Source organism: Pseudomonas trivialis (genome assembly GCF_001439805.1).
GTDB classification, from domain to species: Bacteria; Pseudomonadota; Gammaproteobacteria; order Pseudomonadales; family Pseudomonadaceae; genus Aquipseudomonas; species Aquipseudomonas trivialis.
The window spans coordinates 51,834-72,114 of sequence record NZ_JYLK01000018.1 but is presented as its reverse complement, the minus strand read 5'-3'; the positions used below and the strand labels follow the sequence as shown (position 1 = coordinate 72,114).

At 52.6% G+C, this 20,281-nt stretch carries 20 protein-coding genes, 1 tRNA gene and 2 pseudogenes; 18 read left to right on the top strand and 5 right to left on the bottom strand.

All coding sequences use genetic code 11. The features are described from left to right. The first annotated feature begins 248 nt into the window (after nucleotides 1–248). The 8 genes and pseudogenes from TU79_RS21630 (at nucleotide 249) to TU79_RS21595 (ending at nucleotide 5,141) form a co-directional block, all read left to right on the top strand. Complete coding sequence (locus tag TU79_RS21630) at nucleotides 249–701, top strand: hypothetical protein (protein ID WP_057009906.1); 453 nt, start codon at nucleotides 249–251, stop codon at nucleotides 699–701. 21 nt (nucleotides 702–722) lie between these two features. Further along, nucleotides 723–1,091, top strand: a pseudogene (locus TU79_RS27085) (EndoU domain-containing protein); the annotation flags it as partial. A gap of 5 nt (nucleotides 1,092–1,096) precedes the next feature. Next, nucleotides 1,097–1,351 carry a MafI family immunity protein gene (locus TU79_RS21620; protein WP_057009905.1) on the top strand — a complete coding sequence of 85 codons (255 nt, stop codon included), beginning with the start codon at nucleotides 1,097–1,099 and terminating at the stop codon, nucleotides 1,349–1,351. 272 nt (nucleotides 1,352–1,623) lie between these two features. Beyond that, a complete protein-coding gene (locus tag TU79_RS21615; RefSeq protein ID WP_057009904.1) occupies nucleotides 1,624–2,055 on the top strand; it encodes a hypothetical protein in 432 nt (143 codons plus the stop codon). Between the two features lie 473 nt (nucleotides 2,056–2,528). After that, nucleotides 2,529–3,221 (top strand): hypothetical protein, encoded by a 693-nt coding sequence (locus TU79_RS21610; protein ID WP_057009903.1) that lies wholly within the window; start codon nucleotides 2,529–2,531, stop codon nucleotides 3,219–3,221. Between the two features lie 200 nt (nucleotides 3,222–3,421). Beyond that, entirely contained in the window at nucleotides 3,422–4,102 is a 681-nt protein-coding gene (locus TU79_RS21605) for a CsgG/HfaB family protein (RefSeq protein WP_057009902.1), read from the top strand. A gap of 29 nt (nucleotides 4,103–4,131) precedes the next feature. Then, nucleotides 4,132–4,494, top strand: coding sequence for a DUF4810 domain-containing protein (locus TU79_RS21600; RefSeq protein ID WP_057009901.1), 363 nt, complete (start codon nucleotides 4,132–4,134; stop codon nucleotides 4,492–4,494). Beyond that, on the top strand, nucleotides 4,491–5,141 hold the full coding sequence (locus TU79_RS21595; protein ID WP_003238713.1) for a DUF799 domain-containing protein: 651 nt from the start codon (nucleotides 4,491–4,493) through the stop codon (nucleotides 5,139–5,141). The genes TU79_RS21600 and TU79_RS21595 overlap by 4 nt, the downstream gene beginning before the upstream one ends. Before the next feature lie 51 nt (nucleotides 5,142–5,192). Here TU79_RS21595 and TU79_RS26140 read toward each other — a convergent pair whose 3' ends face one another. Then, entirely contained in the window at nucleotides 5,193–6,635 is a 1,443-nt protein-coding gene (locus TU79_RS26140) for a M10 family metallopeptidase C-terminal domain-containing protein (protein WP_231986891.1), read from the bottom strand. A gap of 426 nt (nucleotides 6,636–7,061) precedes the next feature. Between TU79_RS26140 and TU79_RS21580 the strand changes: the two genes are divergently transcribed. Continuing rightward, entirely contained in the window at nucleotides 7,062–7,634 is a 573-nt protein-coding gene (locus TU79_RS21580; RefSeq protein WP_057009898.1) for an RNA polymerase sigma factor, read from the top strand. After that, the gene (locus TU79_RS21575; protein ID WP_057009897.1) at nucleotides 7,631–8,164 is read left to right on the top strand and encodes a hypothetical protein; all 534 of its coding nucleotides are present in this window, start codon (nucleotides 7,631–7,633) and stop codon (nucleotides 8,162–8,164) included. Before TU79_RS21580 ends, TU79_RS21575 begins: the two co-directional genes overlap by 4 nt. A 648-nt stretch (nucleotides 8,165–8,812) precedes the next feature. Here TU79_RS21575 and TU79_RS21570 read toward each other — a convergent pair. Further along, entirely contained in the window at nucleotides 8,813–9,565 is a 753-nt protein-coding gene (locus TU79_RS21570) for a hypothetical protein (RefSeq protein ID WP_057009896.1), read from the bottom strand. 911 nt (nucleotides 9,566–10,476) lie between these two features. Here TU79_RS21570 and TU79_RS21565 point away from each other — a divergent pair. From TU79_RS21565 to TU79_RS25600, 7 genes are all read left to right on the top strand, one after another. Continuing rightward, on the top strand, nucleotides 10,477–11,079 hold the full coding sequence (locus TU79_RS21565; RefSeq protein ID WP_197675633.1) for an AbiU2 domain-containing protein: 603 nt from the start codon (nucleotides 10,477–10,479) through the stop codon (nucleotides 11,077–11,079). A 200-nt stretch (nucleotides 11,080–11,279) separates the two neighbouring features. Beyond that, nucleotides 11,280–11,606 carry a hypothetical protein gene (locus tag TU79_RS21560; RefSeq protein ID WP_057009895.1) on the top strand — a complete coding sequence of 109 codons (327 nt, stop codon included), beginning with the start codon at nucleotides 11,280–11,282 and terminating at the stop codon, nucleotides 11,604–11,606. 103 nt (nucleotides 11,607–11,709) lie between these two features. Beyond that, nucleotides 11,710–11,925 (top strand): hypothetical protein, encoded by a 216-nt coding sequence (locus TU79_RS26135; RefSeq protein ID WP_139136841.1) that lies wholly within the window; start codon nucleotides 11,710–11,712, stop codon nucleotides 11,923–11,925. After that, nucleotides 11,922–12,170, top strand: a complete 249-nt coding sequence (locus TU79_RS27080; protein WP_139136842.1) for a DUF3298 domain-containing protein — start codon at nucleotides 11,922–11,924, stop codon at nucleotides 12,168–12,170. Before TU79_RS26135 ends, TU79_RS27080 begins: the two co-directional genes overlap by 4 nt. 583 nt (nucleotides 12,171–12,753) lie before the next feature. Beyond that, the gene (locus TU79_RS21555) at nucleotides 12,754–13,974 is read left to right on the top strand and encodes an SIR2 family protein (RefSeq protein WP_057009894.1); all 1,221 of its coding nucleotides are present in this window, start codon (nucleotides 12,754–12,756) and stop codon (nucleotides 13,972–13,974) included. Next, a complete protein-coding gene (locus TU79_RS21550) occupies nucleotides 13,974–15,845 on the top strand; it encodes an ATP-binding protein (RefSeq protein ID WP_057009893.1) in 1,872 nt (623 codons plus the stop codon). The genes TU79_RS21555 and TU79_RS21550 overlap by 1 nt, the downstream gene beginning before the upstream one ends. 8 nt (nucleotides 15,846–15,853) lie before the next feature. Further along, complete coding sequence (locus TU79_RS25600) at nucleotides 15,854–16,063, top strand: KTSC domain-containing protein (protein ID WP_080274897.1); 210 nt, start codon at nucleotides 15,854–15,856, stop codon at nucleotides 16,061–16,063. A gap of 426 nt (nucleotides 16,064–16,489) precedes the next feature. Here TU79_RS25600 and tnpC read toward each other — a convergent pair. The 3 genes and pseudogenes from tnpC to TU79_RS21535 all read right to left on the bottom strand — a co-directional run bounded on the left by tnpC (nucleotide 16,490) and on the right by TU79_RS21535 (nucleotide 18,381). Then, nucleotides 16,490–18,034: pseudogene (gene tnpC, locus TU79_RS21545) on the bottom strand (IS66 family transposase). A gap of 18 nt (nucleotides 18,035–18,052) precedes the next feature. Then, nucleotides 18,053–18,226: a hypothetical protein gene (locus tag TU79_RS21540; RefSeq protein WP_057009944.1), complete on the bottom strand. Its 174-nt coding sequence runs from the start codon at nucleotides 18,224–18,226 to the stop codon at nucleotides 18,053–18,055. 78 nt (nucleotides 18,227–18,304) lie between these two features. Then, nucleotides 18,305–18,381, bottom strand: a tRNA-Arg gene (locus tag TU79_RS21535). Between the two features lie 371 nt (nucleotides 18,382–18,752). On the opposite strand from TU79_RS21535, the gene gabD reads away from it, so the two are divergent. Next, complete coding sequence (gene gabD, locus TU79_RS21530; protein ID WP_057009892.1) at nucleotides 18,753–20,195, top strand: NADP-dependent succinate-semialdehyde dehydrogenase; 1,443 nt, start codon at nucleotides 18,753–18,755, stop codon at nucleotides 20,193–20,195. Nucleotides 20,196–20,281 lie beyond the last annotated feature (86 nt).

Genomic DNA, 20,281 nt, shown 5'->3' with positions numbered 1-20,281 from the left:
TTCTTGGTCTGCTGTCCGGGCTAGGTTTTGGAAAAACGAGGCATCTGCTCCCGATGCTGCGAGTACATATGGATCAGAGAACCTTGATCGAATGAGTAAGGGGCTCGCACCGCAGCGATATAATGCGGATAAAGGTGGAGTTGAGTCACGAACCCATTCCTGCTCGGGATGGAGGGAAAGACTTTGTTCCTCGTTGGCCGCAAGATCACGCCGCTGTCGATCCTTACCGAAAGCCAGGATATTGATAAATGACGGAAACACTGTCTTCAATTTTTCAGCGGAATCGAGGGGCTCCTATTGAAGTTGCTGAGGGGCTTGCGCACCCGATTTTTCAAAAAAAGATTAGGGCAGGCCGAAGCAGATTCTTGGCTCGAAGGTTGAAATCATCTAAACAGCTGGTGTCTGGACTGCGTTTAAAAGTGGTAAAGGGCGAGCTAGAAGTAAATAACCAGCGTCACTCTGAAATAATTTTATGGTCTGATACTAGCCCGGAGTCAGTTTTTTTTACGGTGGTGTCCAAAAAAGCTTGCGAACTAAAGGTCTGGAATATATGGCGTGTGAACGATATCGTGCAGGCTTGGGTTGGGAACGCAGGAATTGTAATAAGTGAGGAGGGTTGCATAACAAAATTGGAGTGTAGTGGCGGTACTGAGGTAGTCGACTTTTCTACTTTGGTTTTCCAGATCGAGTCGATTGATTAATATTCACTACTCGGTGCAAAAGGACTTGGAAAGGACTACGTTGACATTCTTTCTCCTGAAGCAAAGCAACATATTTTGTACGGTGATAAGCCAGGCAGTGGTGGACATATGTGGCCGGGACAGGAAGGGAAGACAGTTTTTCCTGAAAGTTGGTCAGGAGATAAGATTGTTGACGCGGTCGGCGATATCACAACATCTCCGAGTACTAAGTGGTACGCGCAAACTGGAACCAGTGGTGCTTATACAGCTAAAGGAGATGCTGCTAAATGGGTCGCTTATGAAACTCGTGATGGCGTACGAATGCGAGTTGTATATCAGCTGGCTACAGGAAAGGTTGTTACTGCATTTCCTGATGATGCTCCAATTCCACCTTACAAATCAATCAAGTAGGATTTATGTTTGCGGATCGTATCATTAGGTTTGGGAAAAAATTTGAAGGTCGATTAAATTCCGATCTTCTCCAAGGCGCCTTGGATTACGTCGCGTATAGCGAAGAGAACCTAGCCTTTGAGATATTGTGCGATCATATTTGCGAATATGATATTTCTATAACGGACGAAGAATATAGAGAGGCTGTTCTGCTGATTCTAGATATGGGGCTTGATTTGGATGAAGGGCCATTTAAGCACCTGCTGGGGTTGAAGCAGTAAAGAGCTAGAAGTTAGTTGGTGCAAAAGGGCTAGGTCAGACAGGTGGAGCCGTTACGTCGGGTACGACACTTGATCTGTTTTCAGCCACCCGAGGTAAAGATCTTTCGAAGCTAACCAATCAGCAGGTTGGTGACCTAGGTGAAGATATCTCCTACTGTGCCACTGCCTGATACACGGCATCTGGACGCGCATATGCCAAGAGGATTTATATATAATCCGGGCGGTCCAGGGTCAGCTCTCCCGGCATACCCGCCGAAAAAAGGAGTTGAGTAATGCATTCCATGCCGCTAGAGCTTGCGAAGCAAAAGTTAATTTTTTACGTGGCTCAGGATTTGGACCCGTCTATTAGATCTAATGTGCAGCAGTTTGTGAATGAGGTTGCTGCGTCAAGAATATGGAGCGTTACTCCGCTAAGTTTTATTGACGAGATAGACGAAAGTGGCGCGGAAGTAGTAGGTGGGATTTTGGAGATTTATTCGACTTTGCCGCCAAACATGCTTCCTGTTGAGATGGACTCAAAAAACCTAGATGACGTAGAGGCGCTGGTAGGTGCCGTAAAAAAGCTATCTGAAAAAAAAAGTCTTTCCTTTGAGTTTCAGTTAGATACTAATTTCGTTGGCGCTATTGAGGACGGTGTTATTGATCGAGTCCTGCTGGACGGTTTGCTTATGCCGTGGCGAAATCACCTCAAAGAGAAAAGGTGAATTGGTGCAAAAGCAAATGGTGGCGCTGCCGGAAAGGTAGATGACCTTGCCTCTACTGGGACACCTGTTCGTCCCACGCCCCAAAAATCTGAGATTGATGTCGGCGCTAATCTTGGTGCCGGAGCTCGCCCACAAGTCAGTTATAAAAATGGGCAAGAAGTCCCTTACGGCACTTCGGGTAGCAATGGCGTTTTGTTCCTGACCCAGCAGGGCCAAGGATTCAGCCCCAACCGCCTGACGCAACTGGTGCGCGAACACATCGAAAAAGCCAACATCGGCAAGCGTGGCAGTTGCCATTTGGCGTCGCTGATCTGTAGAAATTCTATTTTTTAGCGGGTTGCTTTTGCAAGGCATCAAAACGCTGCTCTATTGGCGAGAGCTTTCAACCCTACAGTCTTCCAAACAGTTGCCGACATACTCTGGATGCATGAAACGCATCCAACCATAAACACCCAAAACACCCAGGGACTGCCGTGAAAAACCTTCTCCTCATTCTCCTGACCACCCTCATCCTCGGCGGCTGCGTCAGCCATCCGCTCACACCGGAAAACCGCGCGCAGGTTAAAACCGTGAAAGTGCTGCCCGTGAAGTGGGGCAAGAACATGGTGTACTTCGGTCGTGAACAGGCCTGGGGCGCGGCGCTGGGGGCCGGGCTGGGTGCCGGTGTGGGCATGGCGAGCGGGGCGTCCAGGGTGGGGACGGCCGCGTTGAGCGGTGCCGGGTTTGCCGCTGGCATGAAGCTTGGGCAGTTGGCTGAAATGTCGACGCCGGCGGCGATATTGACGGTGATGGACGCCGAAAACATCGACGTGGGTGTGTTGCTCAAGCAGGGCTTTGTCGATGCGCTGGGCAAGACGTCAACGCTCAAGGTGGTGGGTGACGATGAGCCCGCCGATGCGCAGATTCAGTTGACGGTGACCGAGTGGGGGTTTCGCCTGACCCAGGGGTTCAGCAGCGTGATCTACCCGACCATTTCGGTGATTGCGCAGATGGACCGTGGCGACCAGATGATCTGGCGCACGTTTGAGACCATCACGCCGTTCAATGGCCAGAATGTCTATGGCTACACGCCGCTGACCTACCGCACCGACCCCGAGGCCTTGCGCCGGGCGCTGACCGGGATCACGCAGATCTCCGCCCAGTATCTGGTGAAGGAGCTCAAGTAAGCCTGTGGGTTTTCATGTTCTGCAAGTTGTGCAGGGTTCACATATCCGCGCGAAACAACTTGAGAACCCCCCTTAACTCCGTAAAATGCGCCAGCCGTTGCGGCACTACAGATTCAGGGATGAATGCAGACGCACGTGTTACTCCTCCCGGAATCGCCGCAGGCTTCAGCTCTGCCGATTTTCCATTTCAGGAGCAACACGTGAAGACACTCTCCAAAATCCTGCTGTCTGGCCTCACCGCCGCAGCGCTGTTGACCGTGGCCGGTTGCGCCACCGAGAGCAACCGCGCGATGCCGGTGGAGCAGGTCGCCAGCGCCAAGATCGCCTATTCCGGCGTGCGCGTGCCGATTGCCGTGGGCAAGTTCGATAACCGCTCCAGCTACATGCGCGGCATCTTCTCCGATGGCGTCGACCGCCTCGGTGGCCAGGCCAAGACCATCCTCATCACCCACCTGCAACAGACCAACCGCTTCAACGTGCTGGACCGCGACAACATGGGCGAAATTTCCCAGGAAGCCGCGATCAAAGGCACCGTGCAGAAGCTCAAGGGCGCTGACTACGTAGTGACCGGCGATGTAACCGAGTTCGGTCGCAAAGAGACCGGCGACCGCCAACTGTTCGGCATTCTCGGCCGTGGTAAAACCCAGGTGGCCTACGCCAAAGTCGCCCTGAATATCGTCAACATCAGCACGTCCGAAGTGGTGTATTCCACTCAGGGCGCCGGTGAGTACGCGCTGTCCAACCGTGAAGTGATCGGCTTCGGCGGCACCGCCAGCTACGACTCCACCCTCAATGGCAAGGTGCTGGACCTGGCCATGCGCGAAGCGATCAACCGCCTGGTCGACGGCATCAACGCCGGCGCCTGGAACCCGCGCAACTGATCAGCCACACCACAAGGAGCAGTACACGGATGAGCAAGGCAGTGAAGTTGGCGATGATGCTGACAGCAATCGCAGCGGTCGCCGGGTGCCAGACGGCGCCCCAGCCCCTGTATCAATGGGAAAGCTACCAGCCGCAGGTTTACGAGTACTTCAAGGGCGAGCCCAAGGAGGCGCAAGTCGAGGCACTGGAGCGCGATCTGCAGAAGATCAACGCCAGTGGCCGCAAGGCGCCGCCGGGCTACCACGCCCACCTGGGCATGCTGTACCTGAGCATGGGCAAGGATGACCAGATGGTGCAGGAATTTCGCACCGAGAAGGCCTTGTTCCCTGAGTCCGCCGCTTACATGGACTTTCTGCTGAAAAACGCCAAGGCCGGAGTCGCCCTCAAATGAACCTCTTGAAACTCACCGGCGCCTTGCTGGCCCTGGCTTTGCTCGGCGGTTGCGCGGCGCCCAAAACCATTGATTACACGGCCTACAAACAGGCGCGGCCCAAGTCGATCCTGGTGCTGCCGCCGATCAATGAGTCGCCGGAAGTGCAGGCTTCCTACAGCCTGGTGTCGCAGGTGACCTACCCGTTGGCCGAAGCTGGCTACTACGTGTTGCCGATCGCGCTGGTGGACGAAACCTTCCGCCAGAACGGCCTGACCACCGCCAACGATATCCAGGCCGTGCCGCCCACCAAACTGCATGACATCTTTGGTGCCGACGCAGCGCTGTACATCACGGTCAGCGAGTACGGCACCAAGTACATGCTGATCTCCAGCGACACCTCCGTGACGGCCTCGGCCAAACTGGTCGACCTGCGTACCGGCACCACCCTGTGGACCGGTGCGGCGCGTGCGTCCAGCGAGGAAGGCAACAACAACGGCGGCGGCCTGGTGGGCATGCTGATCACGGCGGCGGTCAAGCAGGTGATCAACAGCTCCACCGATGCGGCGCACCCGATTGCCGGGATCACCAGTGCTCGCCTGCTGTCGGCAGGGCAACGCACCGGCATTCTGTACGGCCCGCGTAACCCGAAATACGGCACCGACTGACGTGTTTTAAAAGCCCTGCCTGGCCGCCGGGTCAGCGCAGGCTTTTGCGCTTCATTTCACCAGGATGTCCTTGGGCTTGATCAATTGCGTGCTGTTCACCCTGAACCCTGGCTTGCCTGTGCCGGTCAGGTCGATGGCGACGAAATAGCGATTGATAGCCGGGTCGAAACTGACGATGGTTTCGCCGGCGCGCCCGGTGAAGGCAGTGACGAGTTTGAGGTGTGTATTGGCCTCGTTCTCCAGGCTGCGCAGGTCCATTTTGTCGACGCCGGTGGTGAAGTCCATGATTTCATCCGGGCCTTCAGGGGTAGAATCGCTGGCGCGTTTATAGACGAAGGTGTCGGCGCCTTTGCCGCCGCGCAGCCGGTCCGCACCGCCACCGCCCGTGAGCCGGTTAGCGGCGTCGTTACCGATCAAGGCGTCATGGCCGGATCCGCCGATGGCATTTTCAATGGCGCAGTCGCGCGCGATAGAAACATTGCCTCGCAAGCCCCCCACATCGGAGAACGAACCCGCCCTGAGGTTGATGACCTGGTCGTTGCCGTAACCCGAGACATCCAGCGTGTCGTTTCCCGCGCCGTCCCAGATGCAGAACGCGGCGTTGTCCCGGTAATTTCGGAGGGAGTAGTAATCCCTGCCGCTATTGGAGTTGAAGCCGTAGGTGTTGTCTTCCCGGCGAATGTGATGATTGGCCCCGTACCTTTTTTGCACGGCGCTAATGTCGTCCATCATCGGCGCTTTCGGCCGTTCTGCGAGCTGTTTGCCGCAGTGTTCGGCGTCGAAGTAACTCATCACGCTGTGAGCTCTGGAGTCCTGTACATGTTCAGGCGCCGTTGCCCCGTGCCGCCCGTCGTAATGGCCCGGATGAGTCAGCCCCAAGGTGTGACCAATTTCGTGGGTCAGATCGTGGCGTGTCACCCGGCTTGGGTTGTAAAGCGTATTGCCGCTGTACAAAAAACCGCCGGGGAAAAGGCCCACTGCAGTGCCGACGTCTCTGGAAATGCCGAAGCTCAACCGACCTTCTCTCTGGTGATCACTCTCGGTGAACGCCAGGTTGGCGACATCACTCCAGGACTGTATGGAGCGCCTGGCATCCCGCTTTTGAGCCTCGTTGAAGCGTCGCTCATCGGTGTTGAAGGTATAGGCAATTTCAGTCTTGCCGTTCCGATCCCAGTCATGCCACTTGTCCGTGTCCCGGGTGAGTTGCTCCACGGCTTGCTGCTTGTCAAGCGAGCGCTTGTGGATTCTGGCCGCGTGCGGATCGTCCCGGCGCAGGGTCTGGTCGTAGTTGGTGTTGCGAGTACGGCTGGTTGGAGGGTGCGGGCGGTGATTTGGCTGCACATAAGGGAGGGGCGTCCTGCGCACATAGCGGTGCGGAATAAACGGCTGGAGAAATGGCCGGAAGAGTGTTCCAGGCAACCGTTTGAACGATCGCAGAGCGGGTTGAACGTACGGTTGATAGGCATAAAAGGGCGCGCTGAAATCTATTCTCACGATGGTATTTTCCGTTGGGTGCTGTCACCTTTCCTTACTTGAACGACGCCGCAGATTCCCTGTGCAGGGGGGTAAAACTGCCAGTCCGGAAAAGAGTTTCCAAAGGTGGATATGTGTCCAAACAAGACTTCTTTGGACGGTTGGGCATGGGCGTAGCATGTTTATGCAGTGTTTAATTTCGACTCTCGACCCCGGTGCTGCTGGCCTTGCCACCCAGCTCGGGATTTATCCAGATTGACCAGCGAATAAACCTACTTTATGAACTGCTGCGTCTGACCCAAGTGAGCGAACCATTCACACGCTCGGTTAAGCCAATCCCCCGGCCCTCCACAATCCAGTGTGGGAGGGGGCTTGCGCCCGATAGCGGTATGCCATTCACTGAATTGCCTGACTGACACGCCGCGACAACAGGAGCCCGCCACGCACATGCCCACCCCGGCTGCCTCACCCAGCGACGAATCGCTGCTGGCCCGCTACCGAACCGGTGACGCCGCCGCGTTCGAAGCGATCTACGCACGTCACCGCCAGGGCCTCTACCGATTTCTCGTGGCCCTGTGCAACAAGGCCGAACTGGCCGAAGAGATCTATCAGGAAACCTGGCTGAGCCTGATCCGCAGCACCACCCAGCCACAGGGCCGCGCGAGTTTTCGAACCTGGCTGTTCCAGATTGCCCGCAACCGCCTGATCGACCACTGGCGCAAGCACGGCATCCACAGCCCACTGCACGACAGCTACGACGAACAACTGCACGCCCAGCCCGACCACGACGCCGGCCCCGAACAGCAACTGAGCCTGAGCCGCGATCAGGCCCGCCTCGACGCCGCCCTGCAAGGCCTGCCCGACGACCAGCGCGAAGTCTTCCTGCTGCGCCTGCACGGCGACCTCGACATACCGCAAATCGCCGCCCTCACCAACGCCCCGCTGGAAACCGTCAAAAGCCGCCTGCGCTACGCCCAGCAGAAACTGCGCCGCCTGCTGGCCGAGGAGATCACCGCATGACCGACAAACGCGCTACACCGGATCCCGATGACATGCTGCAGCACTATCGCCAACACAGCCCAGGCGAACCGCCTGCAGCCCTCGACGCCTTTCTCCTCAACACCGCCCGACGTGAGGCCCCAGCGCCGCAGATGAGCGTGTGGCAACGCTGGCGCAACGTCTGCAAACAACCGCGCTGGCAAATGGCATTCGCCACGGTGGCCGGGCTGGCGTTGATGGTGGGTGTGGTGATGCGTGAGCCGGTGGCGCATAACGAGATATCTACCGCTACGTTCTCTGTGCAGGCACCGATGGCTCGGATTGCGATGGCGCCCGGGGATGAGAGTGCAATGGTGGGTCAATCTGCCGTCCGACAGCTCAGCAAGCGCGCGCCGGTGGCGGGGCCTACGTTGGAGGAGGGGGTGCGGGAGATTGTCGCGCTACGTGAGGCGGGGGAAAGCAGGGCGGCGGATGAGAAGCTGCTGGCGTTGCATGAGCGGTTTCCGCAGGAGGATTTGCCGGGGTTGTTGGAGGGGGTGCGAGGGCGGTGAATCGCCTGGCGGTGAGCGAGGCGTTCTGAAATGCGACTCTGTGAGGAACTCTTGATTTTCGTATTTCAGTCAGCAGAAATTAATAACCACCAAAACAAATTGTAAGTTTTGGGGCTAAGAAATAACGAAAGCGATTATTAATGGCAGAACAACCATGTGCAAATGCTTGCCTTGAATGTTGCGATCATACTTTTCATTTATCAACGAGGCAGCGCCTTTTGCTGCGAGCGCCAAAATCACAGCGCTTATTAGCGAGAAAATAATCAGCATATAACTACCTGAATTTTCAATAAATTAGCATCGCACCAAACGATAATAAGGTGGCGCACGTCAAGCGCTAACCTGCAACAAATTATGCGTTTAACGGGCGGGTTCTAGCGGAACAAGCAATGCGCTTGCGACGACCGGGTCTCAAGGGGGCCTGCGTACGGCTCTAATCACCCAGGAGTTGCGACCTTTCTTTGAGTACTGGGATAGCACCCACAAAAAAGCCCCAGACCTTTCGACCTGAGGCTTCTTCATCTATATCTGGTGCCCCGGCGTCGTTTGAACTGAGCGGTAATAGGCCCGTATTTACTGGGTATCTGAGATCGTGTGTCGGTTAGGCATACACGTGGGCATACATGGCCCTCTCTGCTGCGCTTGGATTTACGCCTTTGGTGGGAGCTTTTCCATCTCGGAAGGACGTTGTTTCAGTTCCGTCTCACGGATTACGCGGCCTGTCGTGCCGTCAAGCTTAAATAGAGTTCTGCCCACAAGTAGAAACGTGCTTTTGCTATCTGCCAGGATCAAATGGCCTACCAAGCGTTCGCCTTTGTCGGTTACCACGGTGTCCACTGCATCAATTTCGCCAGCGGTTTCTAGCTGTGTATATTTTTTGAAGTCTACAAGCCCTGTCCCGCTGCCGTACTGAACACCGACACCAGGAGCGAAGAAGACGACAAACATGGCGATTCCCATCCACGAAGCAAGCCCAGCCACCACACTCGCCTTAAGCTTCCTCGTTATCGCCGCAACGAAGAGCGCTGCAATGACCACAAATGGAACTGCCACAAGCGTGGGGCCAATGATGGGCAATCGATCCGCTACGCCCAATGCACCAGAGAACAGGCTCGTGTACCCATACAGAAGCAGCGTGGGGGTACTCAGGGATAGCTCGCTTGGGTCGATGCCGAACTGTTGGAGCTTACCGATTAGGAGTGAGTATCCGATGATCACCAACGCGGCTTGCGATGTTAAAGCTCCAAAGGTGACCAGCTTGAACGCCAGGTCGGTATTGGTTATTGCCTCCTCGGCGGCAGGTTTATCTAACGGACCAAGGTAAGTGGAAGCTGAGGTTGCGGTCAGGTGAATCGGCGTAACTAGCTCGACCTTCAGCGGTTTGTCTCTGCGCAAGAACATGGTGATTCCTTCTCCGATGGGTAGCCGGAGAAAATAACGCCGAATCTGTTGGGAGGGTAGGGCCGATATATCGCTGGGGACCCTGGAGCATTCTTTGAGATACGGGGCATGAAACCCGTGGTATCGAGTTAGTGGGAGGTGCCGGAAGTTACTGTAATTTCAATCGTTGAAATTGAAAGGATCTTGAAGAAAAAGGGCCATCGTTACAGCTTCGGTAAAGGTTGCTGTATTTTTTGCGGATAGTGAACACCTCCATTGCGTCAACCATGGTGATGGGTGTCAACCAACTTAAAAAATCCAGCCGCTAACACGAACGCGCGGGTTCTATGCCCCGTACCTTCAAGAATGAGCCAGTGTCCCCACCATCGATCCAAAACTAAGACTATGATCGTTCTCGCTTCGCTGGAGGAGCAATAGTAATGGGGCTGCGGGGATGCCCTAATAAAATCGTGTTACGGGTGTTACGGGTGTTACGGGTGTTACGCGTGGTACGTTCATTCGTAAGCATATAATTTTAAAAAATTTATCTGATGTAACACTGCTGTGACTGGTTTGCCGATGTACGTGTTACATCAATGAATGCTCTGGAAGAGCGATTTGAGATGATTAAGGCGGCGGGCATCGACCTGCGGGCTTTCGCTCATTAGGGCGGCTACCGGCCAGAAGCAGCAGCTGGACAGACTAGTAGCAAATAGGTAGCGTCAACCTCCAGCACTGAGACCTTAGCGCAGCTAAGCTTGGCGTCATCCGTGTCGTGTTTCTCCCTGGGCTATATCGCGCTGTGATTCCCACCAGGCTAGAAAACGGCTAGGAGGACGACAGGGAACGTTATAGAGCATCCCTGCCGCGCTTAAGCGCGGGAATGATGTCGCCAAATGGTAGTTAGAGGGCACTCAATGGTAACGCGATCCATGGATGAAATACGTGCCGATTATATTTCCACGATGGGACAAGAGCTCGGTGCTAATTTCTACGAACTTTATAGAGAGCTCGTAGAGCTTCATGTTCTCTGGCAGCAGTATCGGAAGCTTTTTGGAGATTCAGCTGACACAGTTCAACTGCTCAATAGAACGGCTGGCTTATTCTTTAAAATCGTGCAAGATGAGCTTTGGGATAGCGTACTTCTTGGCGTGTCACGTATGACGGACCCACCTAGTACAGGAAAAAACAAGAACCTAACTGTGCTATCGCTTTCACCACTCATCACTGATTTCGCGCTGAGGGCGGAGGTTCAGGATCTCTGCACTAGGGCAGTAACGGCATCAGAGTTTGCACGTGAGCATCGCAACAAACGTATAGCTCATCAAGATCACAACTACTTTAGTAACCGAAACTCCAATCCTCTCAGCGGCATCAGCAGAGCTGCAGTCGAGGATATGCTCGCAGCACTAAGGGGTGTCCTGAATCGCATAGACAACCACTTCCGAGACAGCACCGTCTTGTATGAGCAATTCGTGGATGATAGTGGGGCTAGGTTGCTAGTTCAGAAACTAAGTAAGCTCGAGCGGCTCTAAGCATCATTGCCACTAAAAAGCGCCCCTAACGATGCGCTCAAATAGTTCGCTTCTTTCGCCAACGCCAACGCGAGCAACCAATATCAACCTCCCGGGCAAAATCCACAATGCACGTAGACGAAGGAAAGTTGTGATCGGATTGGCTGCAGCTAGTTTCAAAACTTAATAATTGATTGGAACCCCTCTACCAGGAATTTCATATGGACTCACCGATTCTTGAAAAATTACTTGCTACGACAGGTCTTGGTGGAGTCTGCGTAGGTATTCTTATGTTGATATTCAGAGAAACTCTAAAGTCAGCGTTTATTTCTAAACTGACCAAGGAGCATTCTTTTCAAGTCGTCAGGTCACTACTATGGTTGACTTGGTCAATAGCAATTCTTGGACTTATGGCTTGGGTAGGCCTGCGAGTGTTGCAAATCTATGAGTCGAAGGCCATTGCAAATAACTCTGTGAAGCCTGTTGGGGTTCAGCAGCCAAGACTTGAGGCTAGAAAGATGGATAGCAGACAAAACGCCTGGAACTAATGTAGATGATGCACATATTAAGCTAGATTACATTGAGGTGGCGGGCCTCGACAATAAAACTCTTCAGAAGAAAATAAATGAGTATATAAAGGACAGGGTCGGAGTGAACGAAAATTACGACGGCACAGAAGATCTAACAATGGAGTTAGTTAATTCATCACTAGAGGGGGATTTGTTAAGTGTACTCGTTGAAGGCACCTACTATGGTCACGGCGCAGCTGGCGCGGCCAACCAAGTTCGAAGTATAAATTTAAATCTCAAAAATGGAGAGCCTGTTGAATTTAAAGACCTATTTCGTGCAGGCTATAAGGAAAAATAAATAGGATTGCGGAGTCTTGGTTCTCTACACAAAGCTTTGATAGTTCATTTGACTCGGTTAAAGACGATCAGTGCTATTATTTTGATGGGAATTATTTGTATTTGTGCTTTTCCGAGTACGAGGTTGCATCAGGGGCTGAGGGAGTGGTTACGGCGAAATTGAAGTTAGACGTTATTCGAGGATTGGTTAACTTAAACGGGCCTTTTAGCGTACGTATTCTAGTATCTGAAGCTAAATTTTTGTAAATTTTAGGTGACTAAGTTTTTGACCAGCGGCGGGCCTTGCCTAAGGTCTGCTATTGTCCGGAAGCCGCCGTACCAGGCAGACCGTTTTCGGCCAGAAGCAGTCTGTGAGCTTCGACTTGCCACCTGAACTACTAACCAGTTTGAGGTTGGAGATTGGTGACAAACCGAGCATTGAGGTAATTGATTGCTCGATAGTTTTGAGGCCTGCATGTACTTCATCCCAGACGCCGTTTACCTACGTTGACCGCTTTGCTTGCCTCTACGCAGGCTTTGGTGACGCGGCACGTGGTTCTCACTATCGATGATAGTCACGCCTTTGAAGATGATTTCTTCAATATTTAGGTGTTTGACCCTGTTTTAGACACCTCCTAAGTCGCCCAGGCGCCAGTCAGTTTGAGCGTTCGCGCATCCATGACCGAGTTTATAGGCTGCCGTAGGTGGCATTCAGCCATAAAAGCGCTTGTATGAATTTTGGCTGCCTGTTAGGTTCAGCCTATGCAGGGAATCATCAGGCGGGAAGCCAATGTTACGCCCATCTGAAATGTGACCAGCCAAAACACCTATTTCAGAGGGGAACGGTTACATGGAAGGCTTTCATGATCCTATTAGGCATTTAAAATACCTTCGTCAATCTTTGTCGCAGGATAGTGAATCAATCGGATTTTTTTTATCTGCGGGATGCCCTCTCTCTGTAAGCATGCCAACAGATGAATGGCCATTAATCCCCGATGTAGCAAACCTTACAAAATTCATTAACAGTCAGTTGATGCAAGATGATCAATATAAAATTCTTTTGGCTGAGTTGGTTAAGGCGGAGCGAAACTCTGAAAATATAGAGGACACTCTAAGCTTCTTAAGAAGTCTATTGGCTGTATCCAAAGGCGGAGATGTTAGAGGGTTAAGTGAGTCAAGTCTTTTAGATCTTGAGAAAAAAATCTGCAAGATTATTGTTAACAAAATTGATGTGTTGCTTCCAAACCAAGATACGCCTTATCACCAACTGTGCAAATGGATACGCTCTATAGACAGAAAAACTCCTGTCGAAATATTTACCACTAATTATGACTTGCTTATGGAGCAATCACTTGAGGATCTAGAAGTCGAGTATTTCGATGGGTTCGTGGGGGCCCGCAGATCCTTTTTTGACTTGCGAGCTCTAGAAGATAATCTAATACCCGTTCATTGGACTAGACTTTGGAAAATTCATGGATCAATTAACTGGTACAAAGAGGAAATGTCTGGCCAGAAGAAAGTCTATCGATCTTCAGAAATAAAGGAGGACGCATCCCATCTGATTTATCCTTCACACTTGAAATATGAAGAAAGCAGGAAGATGCCTTATCTTGCACTCATAGATCAATTAAATAGATTCATTCGTAAAAAATCGTCATTACTGATAATGTCGGGTTACTCATTTAATGATGGTCATTTAAATGACACAATAATAAATGCCTTGAAAGCGAACCCTACCGCGATGGTGCTAGCGCTAATGTTTGGGAATTTCGAAGATCAGCTTCCTGACGGGGTTGCGAAAGAAAAGTACCCTGAGGCATATCGATTAGCAAAAAACCAGCACAATCTAAACATTTGGACATTCAACAAGGCCATTATTGGTACAAACCCAGGGCGGTGGTCTCTATTTCCTGAAAATGACGATGCTGACGTAGATATCAGAGCATTTATTACTTCTTCCAAAGTTGATGACGCATCAGAAAAAACAGAGAATATTATCAAACTTGGTGACTTTGCTGTCTTTACGAGCTTTTTGAAAAGAATAATCGGCTCAACAGCAGGGGGAAGTTAATGGCTAGCAAGGAAACCTATTTGGGCGATGTCCAAGATGTAAACGGGACAGCGGTTAGCATTTCATTATCTAAACAATCATTGACAGGTTTTATTTATATAGATGGTCAAGGATATAGGGTTGGACAGATCGGTAGTTTCGTGAGAATACCTATAGGCTTTTCTGATTTATTTGGAATTGTAAGTCAAGTAGGTGCAAGCGCTGTACCAGAAAATAAAGCCAACATCGATGACCAAAGTAATAGGTGGATGAGAATCCAACTTGTCGGTGAGGGTCAACGAAATGGTTCATTTCAAAGAGGTCTATCACAGTACCCCACCATTGGAGATGAGGTTCACCTAGTATCCGAAAAGGAGCTAAAAACAATTTATGGCCGTCCAGATCGGCCCTATTTCGTAAAATTAGGACATATCTCAAACGCGGAATCTATACCGGCCCTGATTGACATTAATAAGCTTGTCACTCGTCACTCCGCTATCGTTGGTACGACAGGATCTGGTAAGTCCACAACGGTGGCTAGCATTATGAATGCACTATCCGACATTGAAAGATACCCTTCTTCGCGAATTATTATGCTCGACTTACATGGGGAGTATGGTTCCGCCCTTAAAGACAAGGCTGACATCTTCAAAATTAACTCCTTTAAGTCGTCTAAGCTCGCAGAAAGCGAGCTAAGAATTCCATTCTGGGCGTTAAACTTTGATGAGCTTTGCGAAGTTAGCTTTGGTGAGTTCAGCAACGAGAAAGAAAAAAACGTTGTTATGGAACGAGTCCATAAATTAAAAGCCGAGTCAATCGCCAAATATCCAAGGACTGGCGCATCCCTTGATTCGGTTAGCGTTGACTCACCTATTCCTTTTAGTATTCACCACCTGTGGTATGACCTTTTCATCGAGACATTTGCAACCTACTACAAAGGCCGCCCAGGAAAGCCTATGGATAATCTTGCCTTTGAACTTGACCCCGCTGGCAATGAATTAAGAGGTAATCCCTCTGCAGGCATACCTCCAATATTTAAGAATATCGTCACTGAGGCCAACGAGGAGAAAATCAACTATCTACCAGGCTCATTGAATATCGGGAAAAATGTTTTGCTTCTCGGCACAAAACTTCGAATACCTAGGTATGACTTTATATTTCGTCCCGGCGATTGGATGCCGGAAGCAGACGGTGCAGTGGCGACAGATCTAGATAAATTACTTGAGAGCTGGATTGGCGGAAAATCGATTTCTATCTTAGATTTATCTGGCGTGCCCCCAGACATATTGCAAACGACTATAGGGGCGGTACTAAGGATACTGTATGAGGCTCTTTTTTGGGCTAGAAACCTATCCCAAGGAGGAAGGCACCGCCCTTTATTAATTGTCATGGAAGAAGCGCATATATATCTCAATGATAGTTTCAAGGGCATGGCTTCTAAAATTGTACAGCGGATAGTAAAAGAGGGACGAAAATACGGAATAGGCGCAATGATCGTCAGCCAACGCCCGTCTGAAATAGACCCTACAATTCTTTCTCAATGCGGTACTTTTTTTGCCCTTAGATTGACCAATTCGACAGATCGCGCGCACATAACTTCTGCACTCTCAGACAATCTAGACGGACTAACTAGTATGTTGCCCATCTTGAGGACCGGGGAGGCGATTATCTTAGGCGAAGCGGTAAAACTTCCTATGAGGACCTCTATTCTAGCCCCTCCGAAAAATCGACGACCAGACAGCCAAGACCCTATAGTTTACGATGAATTTTCTATGGATGAATCTCTTTCTCCCGGTGGATGGGGAATAAAAATGGAGGATAGTCCTAATTATGAAGAACTAGTAGAAACATGGCGAGCTCAAAACCCTCGAATTGATAAGGTAAAACCTTAGGAGTAATTATGGAACGAAGCCCGGTGTCATCTTCAAACGTAGAGTCTGTAGGCTACGACGAAGACAGTGAAACTTTAGAGGTAGAGTTTAAAAATGGTACGCTTTACCAGTATTTTGATGTACCACAAAGCGCCTTCAACGGGTTGGTAAACGCCGACTCGGTTGGAGGTTATCTCGCCGAGAATATTAAAGGCGTGTATAGATATTCTCGCGTTTGAACAAGCTTCACAAATGGAGTGGATTTCTCTATCTGGCTATGTGAATAAGCACGAGGACATCCACTCTAGCAGTGAGCTCTCCCTACGCCCCAGCAGGAATATTCGTCCTTCATCCTTGGACACTCTGCTGCTGCGTTTCACCGCGGGCATTGCGCGCAGCATAACGTAAGCAACATGCACGTGCTGTGAATCGCCCTTGATTTTTAAGACAGTGATTGACCGCTTTAGGCGGTAAGCGGTCATAAGCTCGCAGCCGCCACAGACCGAAAGCCGAAAAATCTGGGGTATTTTTGTAATGGAAGGATATAGCGAGGCGGAAGCTACTCAGGCTTACGCTTCTTCATCACCCTCCCTTTCTTTTGAGTTGGACGTCAATGAAATGTATCCGATCCATAAACCCCACCTACCCAACAGCGGGTTAACGGTTTATCGTGGCATTTCTGGCGAGCAGTTCCACGGCAGCAAGGCTTCATAATCTTCAAGCGACGAAGCCTGAGGCAGCCGCTCAAGTACGTGGCGCAGCCACGTATAGGGCTCTTGGCCGTTAACCTTGGCTGTCTCGACCAAGCTGTAGATCTTTGCGCTGGCAGCGGTGCCGTTGACGGTATCGCTGAACAACCAAGCTTTACGTCCGATCACAAACGGCTTGATTGCTCTTTCAGCAGGGTTGTTGTCGATGGGCAAATAACCCGCTTCGACATAGCGTTCCAGTCGGCTCCAGTTATTTGCCAGGTAATGCACGGCCTTGCCTAATGCGCTTTGCGGCGTCACTTGGGACTGGGTTTTATCCAGCCAGACTTTTATTTGACCCAAGATCGGCAGGCTCTTTTCCTGGCGAGCGATAAACCGCTGCTCGTCGCTGCCGTCTTTTAGCTCACGCTCGATGCCGTACAACTTGTTGATCATCGTCAGCGCGATATCCGCTCGTCCTGTCTTGCCCTTGGGCTGCACTTTTTGCGCGTCCACGAACTTGCGTCGTGCATGAGCCATGCACGCCAAGCGTTCCACGCCTGGCTGCAACGCCAAGGCGTTATAGCCAGCGTAATCATCGGTCATGACATAGCCACGATAACTTTCCAAGAGGCGCAACGGCACCTCCTGCGCACGGCTGGACGTGTAATCAAATAGCACGACTTTTCGATCCGGCGGACCACTGGCTTGCACCCACATCCAGGATTGACTGGTCGGGTCTCGATCCGGCTCTTTCAACACCTGGACGCGGGTTTCATCGCAATGGATCACCGGACTTTCCAGTAATCGGTCGCGCATCAAATTCAGCAGTGGCTGGAAGTGTTCGCTGCACTGGATGATTCAGCGCGCTAGAGTCTGGCGCGGAATATCAATGCCATGTCGGCTTAGTACCGTTTCAAACCGGTGCAACGGCAAGCCATCGACATACTTGGTGGTCAGCAGCATCGCCAACACGCTGGGGCTGGCCATGCTTTTTTCGATCAACTGGGCCGGTTTGTCAGCGGTCACCGGTGCAGTTTCGCAGCCTCGGCAAGCGTAGATCTTGCGGATATGTTTGATGACGCGGATCTGCATCGGCACGATATCCAACTGCTCGCTGGTTTCTTCCCCGATAGCATGTTTGCGGCAACCACAGACACAGGTCAGTTCGTGTTCGGGCAGTTCATGGATCACTTCGATACGTGGCAGCTCAGCCGACAACGGCTTGCGTTTGCCACCGCGAGGTGTCGGTGCAACGACTTCTTCATCGGCCTCGCCTACCAACGGCATGGGTTCGCTTTCAGGCTCGTTGAACAAGGCCAATTGTGGCGTGTTGGGCTCAACGGTTTGCTCGGACTTGCGCCCAAAAAGACGGTCGCGCAACAGCTTGATCTGTTCTTTCAGGTCGACAATATGGGTCTGATAAGCTTGGGCCGATTCTTCCTGGCGACTGAGTGCCTCAAGCAGCAATTGCTTGAGCAGAACAGGATCATCAGGAAGGTCGTCGGGTAGAGAAATCATGGCCCGGATTATACCGGGTCACGCCACGTAGCGCGGCGTCAAAACCTGATGAGGACGGTTGCGCCAGAGGTCGAAACCGTCGAGCAGCCAGTTCAGTTCCTGGACGCTGAGGATAATCGCCTCGTCCGTGGCATCGGGCGACGTTTTGAAGCGCTCGGACTCCTGAGCACTACTCGCACAAGAGATATGCACCTCCCTATAACCAAACCAAAAACAATCACCCACAAAAAAGCCCCAGACCTTTCGACCTGAGGCTTCTTCATCTATATCTGGTGCACCCGGCGGGATTCGAACCCACGACCCCTGCCTTCGGAGGGCAGTACTCTATCCAGCTGAGCTACGGATGCTTGTGCGGGCGCCATCATACCCATGTCGACCTTGGGCGTCCATGCTGGGTTTGGCCGCTTAATCGTAGGAAACCCTCCCGCCAGGGCTCTGCCTCGGAGGCCGGTGGTCGATGCAGTGGAACGCTGTTCCCCCCACGCTGATCAGACTCACCGGACACGCGGGCGCTTTTCGTTCTTTTTTTCGAACAGACTATTGCCCTGTACCCCCATTGCTCCTAGGATTCGTTTGAGATTTCAAACGCTCTGTCTCCCGTGCGCCGTTTCACTCACGTTGCGCGCTGGGGCTGATTTCCCTGACGGCAGCCCACAAGGCGCCTTTCTACAACTCTAATTCGCTCCGCGTGCGCGCGGTGCTGTTAAGGAAAGCCGACATGCAGCTCAAAGATACCCAGTTGTTCCGCCAGCAAGCCTTTATCGATGGGGCTTGGGTGGATGCGGACAACGGTCAAACCATCAAGGTCAATAATCCGGCCACGGGCGAGATTCTCGGCACCGTGCCGAAGATGGGCGCCGCGGAAACCCGCCGTGCCATCGAGGCCGCCGACAAGGCGCTGCCGGCCTGGCGTGCACTGACCGCCAAGGAGCGCGCGAACAAGCTGCGCCGCTGGTTCGAGCTGCTGATCGAAAACCAGGACGACCTCGCTCGCCTGATGACCCTGGAGCAGGGCAAGCCGCTGGCTGAAGCCAAGGGCGAGATCGTCTACGCCGCGTCCTTTATCGAGTGGTTTGCCGAAGAGGCCAAGCGCATCTACGGTGATGTGATTCCCGGCCACCAGCCCGACAAGCGCCTGATCGTGATCAAGCAGCCTATCGGCGTGACCGCTGCCATCACCCCGTGGAACTTCCCGGCCGCGATGATCACCCGTAAAGCCGGCCCGGCTCTGGCCGCCGGTTGCACCATGGTGATCAAGCCTGCGTCGCAAACGCCGTTTTCGGCCCTGGCCCTGGTTGAGCTGGCGCACCGTGCCGGTATCCCGAACGGCGTGCTGAGTGTGGTCACTGGCAGCGCCGGCGACATCGGCGGTGAGCTGACCAGCAACCCGATTGTGCGTAAGTTGTCGTTCACTGGCTCCACCGAAATCGGTCGTCAGCTGATGGCCGAATGCGCCAAGGACATCAAGAAAGTGTCCCTGGAGCTGGGCGGCAACGCGCCGTTTATCGTGTTCGATGACGCTGACCTGGATAAGGCCGTCGAAGGCGCGATCATCTCCAAGTACCGCAACAATGGGCAGACCTGCGTCTGCGCCAACCGCCTGTACATTCAGGATTCGGTGTACGACGCGTTCGCCGAAAAACTTAAAGTGGCCGTGGCCAAGTTGAAGATCGGCAACGGTCTGGAAGACGGCACCACCACCGGCCCGCTGATCGACGAAAAAGCCGTGGCCAAGGTCAAGGAACACATCGCTGATGCCCTGAGCAAAGGCGCGAAGCTATTGGCCGGTGGCAAGGCGATGGAAGGCAACTTCTTCGAGCCAACCATTCTGGTCGATGTGCCGAAGAATGCCGCCGTGGCGAAGGAAGAAACCTTCGGCCCGCTGGCGCCGCTGTTCCGCTTCAAAGACGAAGCCGAAGTGATCGCGATGTCCAACGACACCGAGTTCGGTCTGGCGTCCTACTTCTATGCCCGCGACCTGGGCCGTGTGTTCCGCGTGGCTGAAGCGCTGGAATACGGCATGGTCGGCGTCAACACCGGGTTGATCTCCAACGAAGTGGCGCCATTCGGCGGCATCAAGGCGTCGGGCCTGGGCCGTGAAGGCTCCAAGTACGGGATCGAGGATTACCTGGAAATCAAATACCTCTGCCTGGGCATCTAAGCCCCGGTTTGGCATTGCAGTAAACGCAAAGGGCACGAGAGCGCTGACCCTTTGCGTGTTTCACACCGTTATTCGCAGTGGCCGGG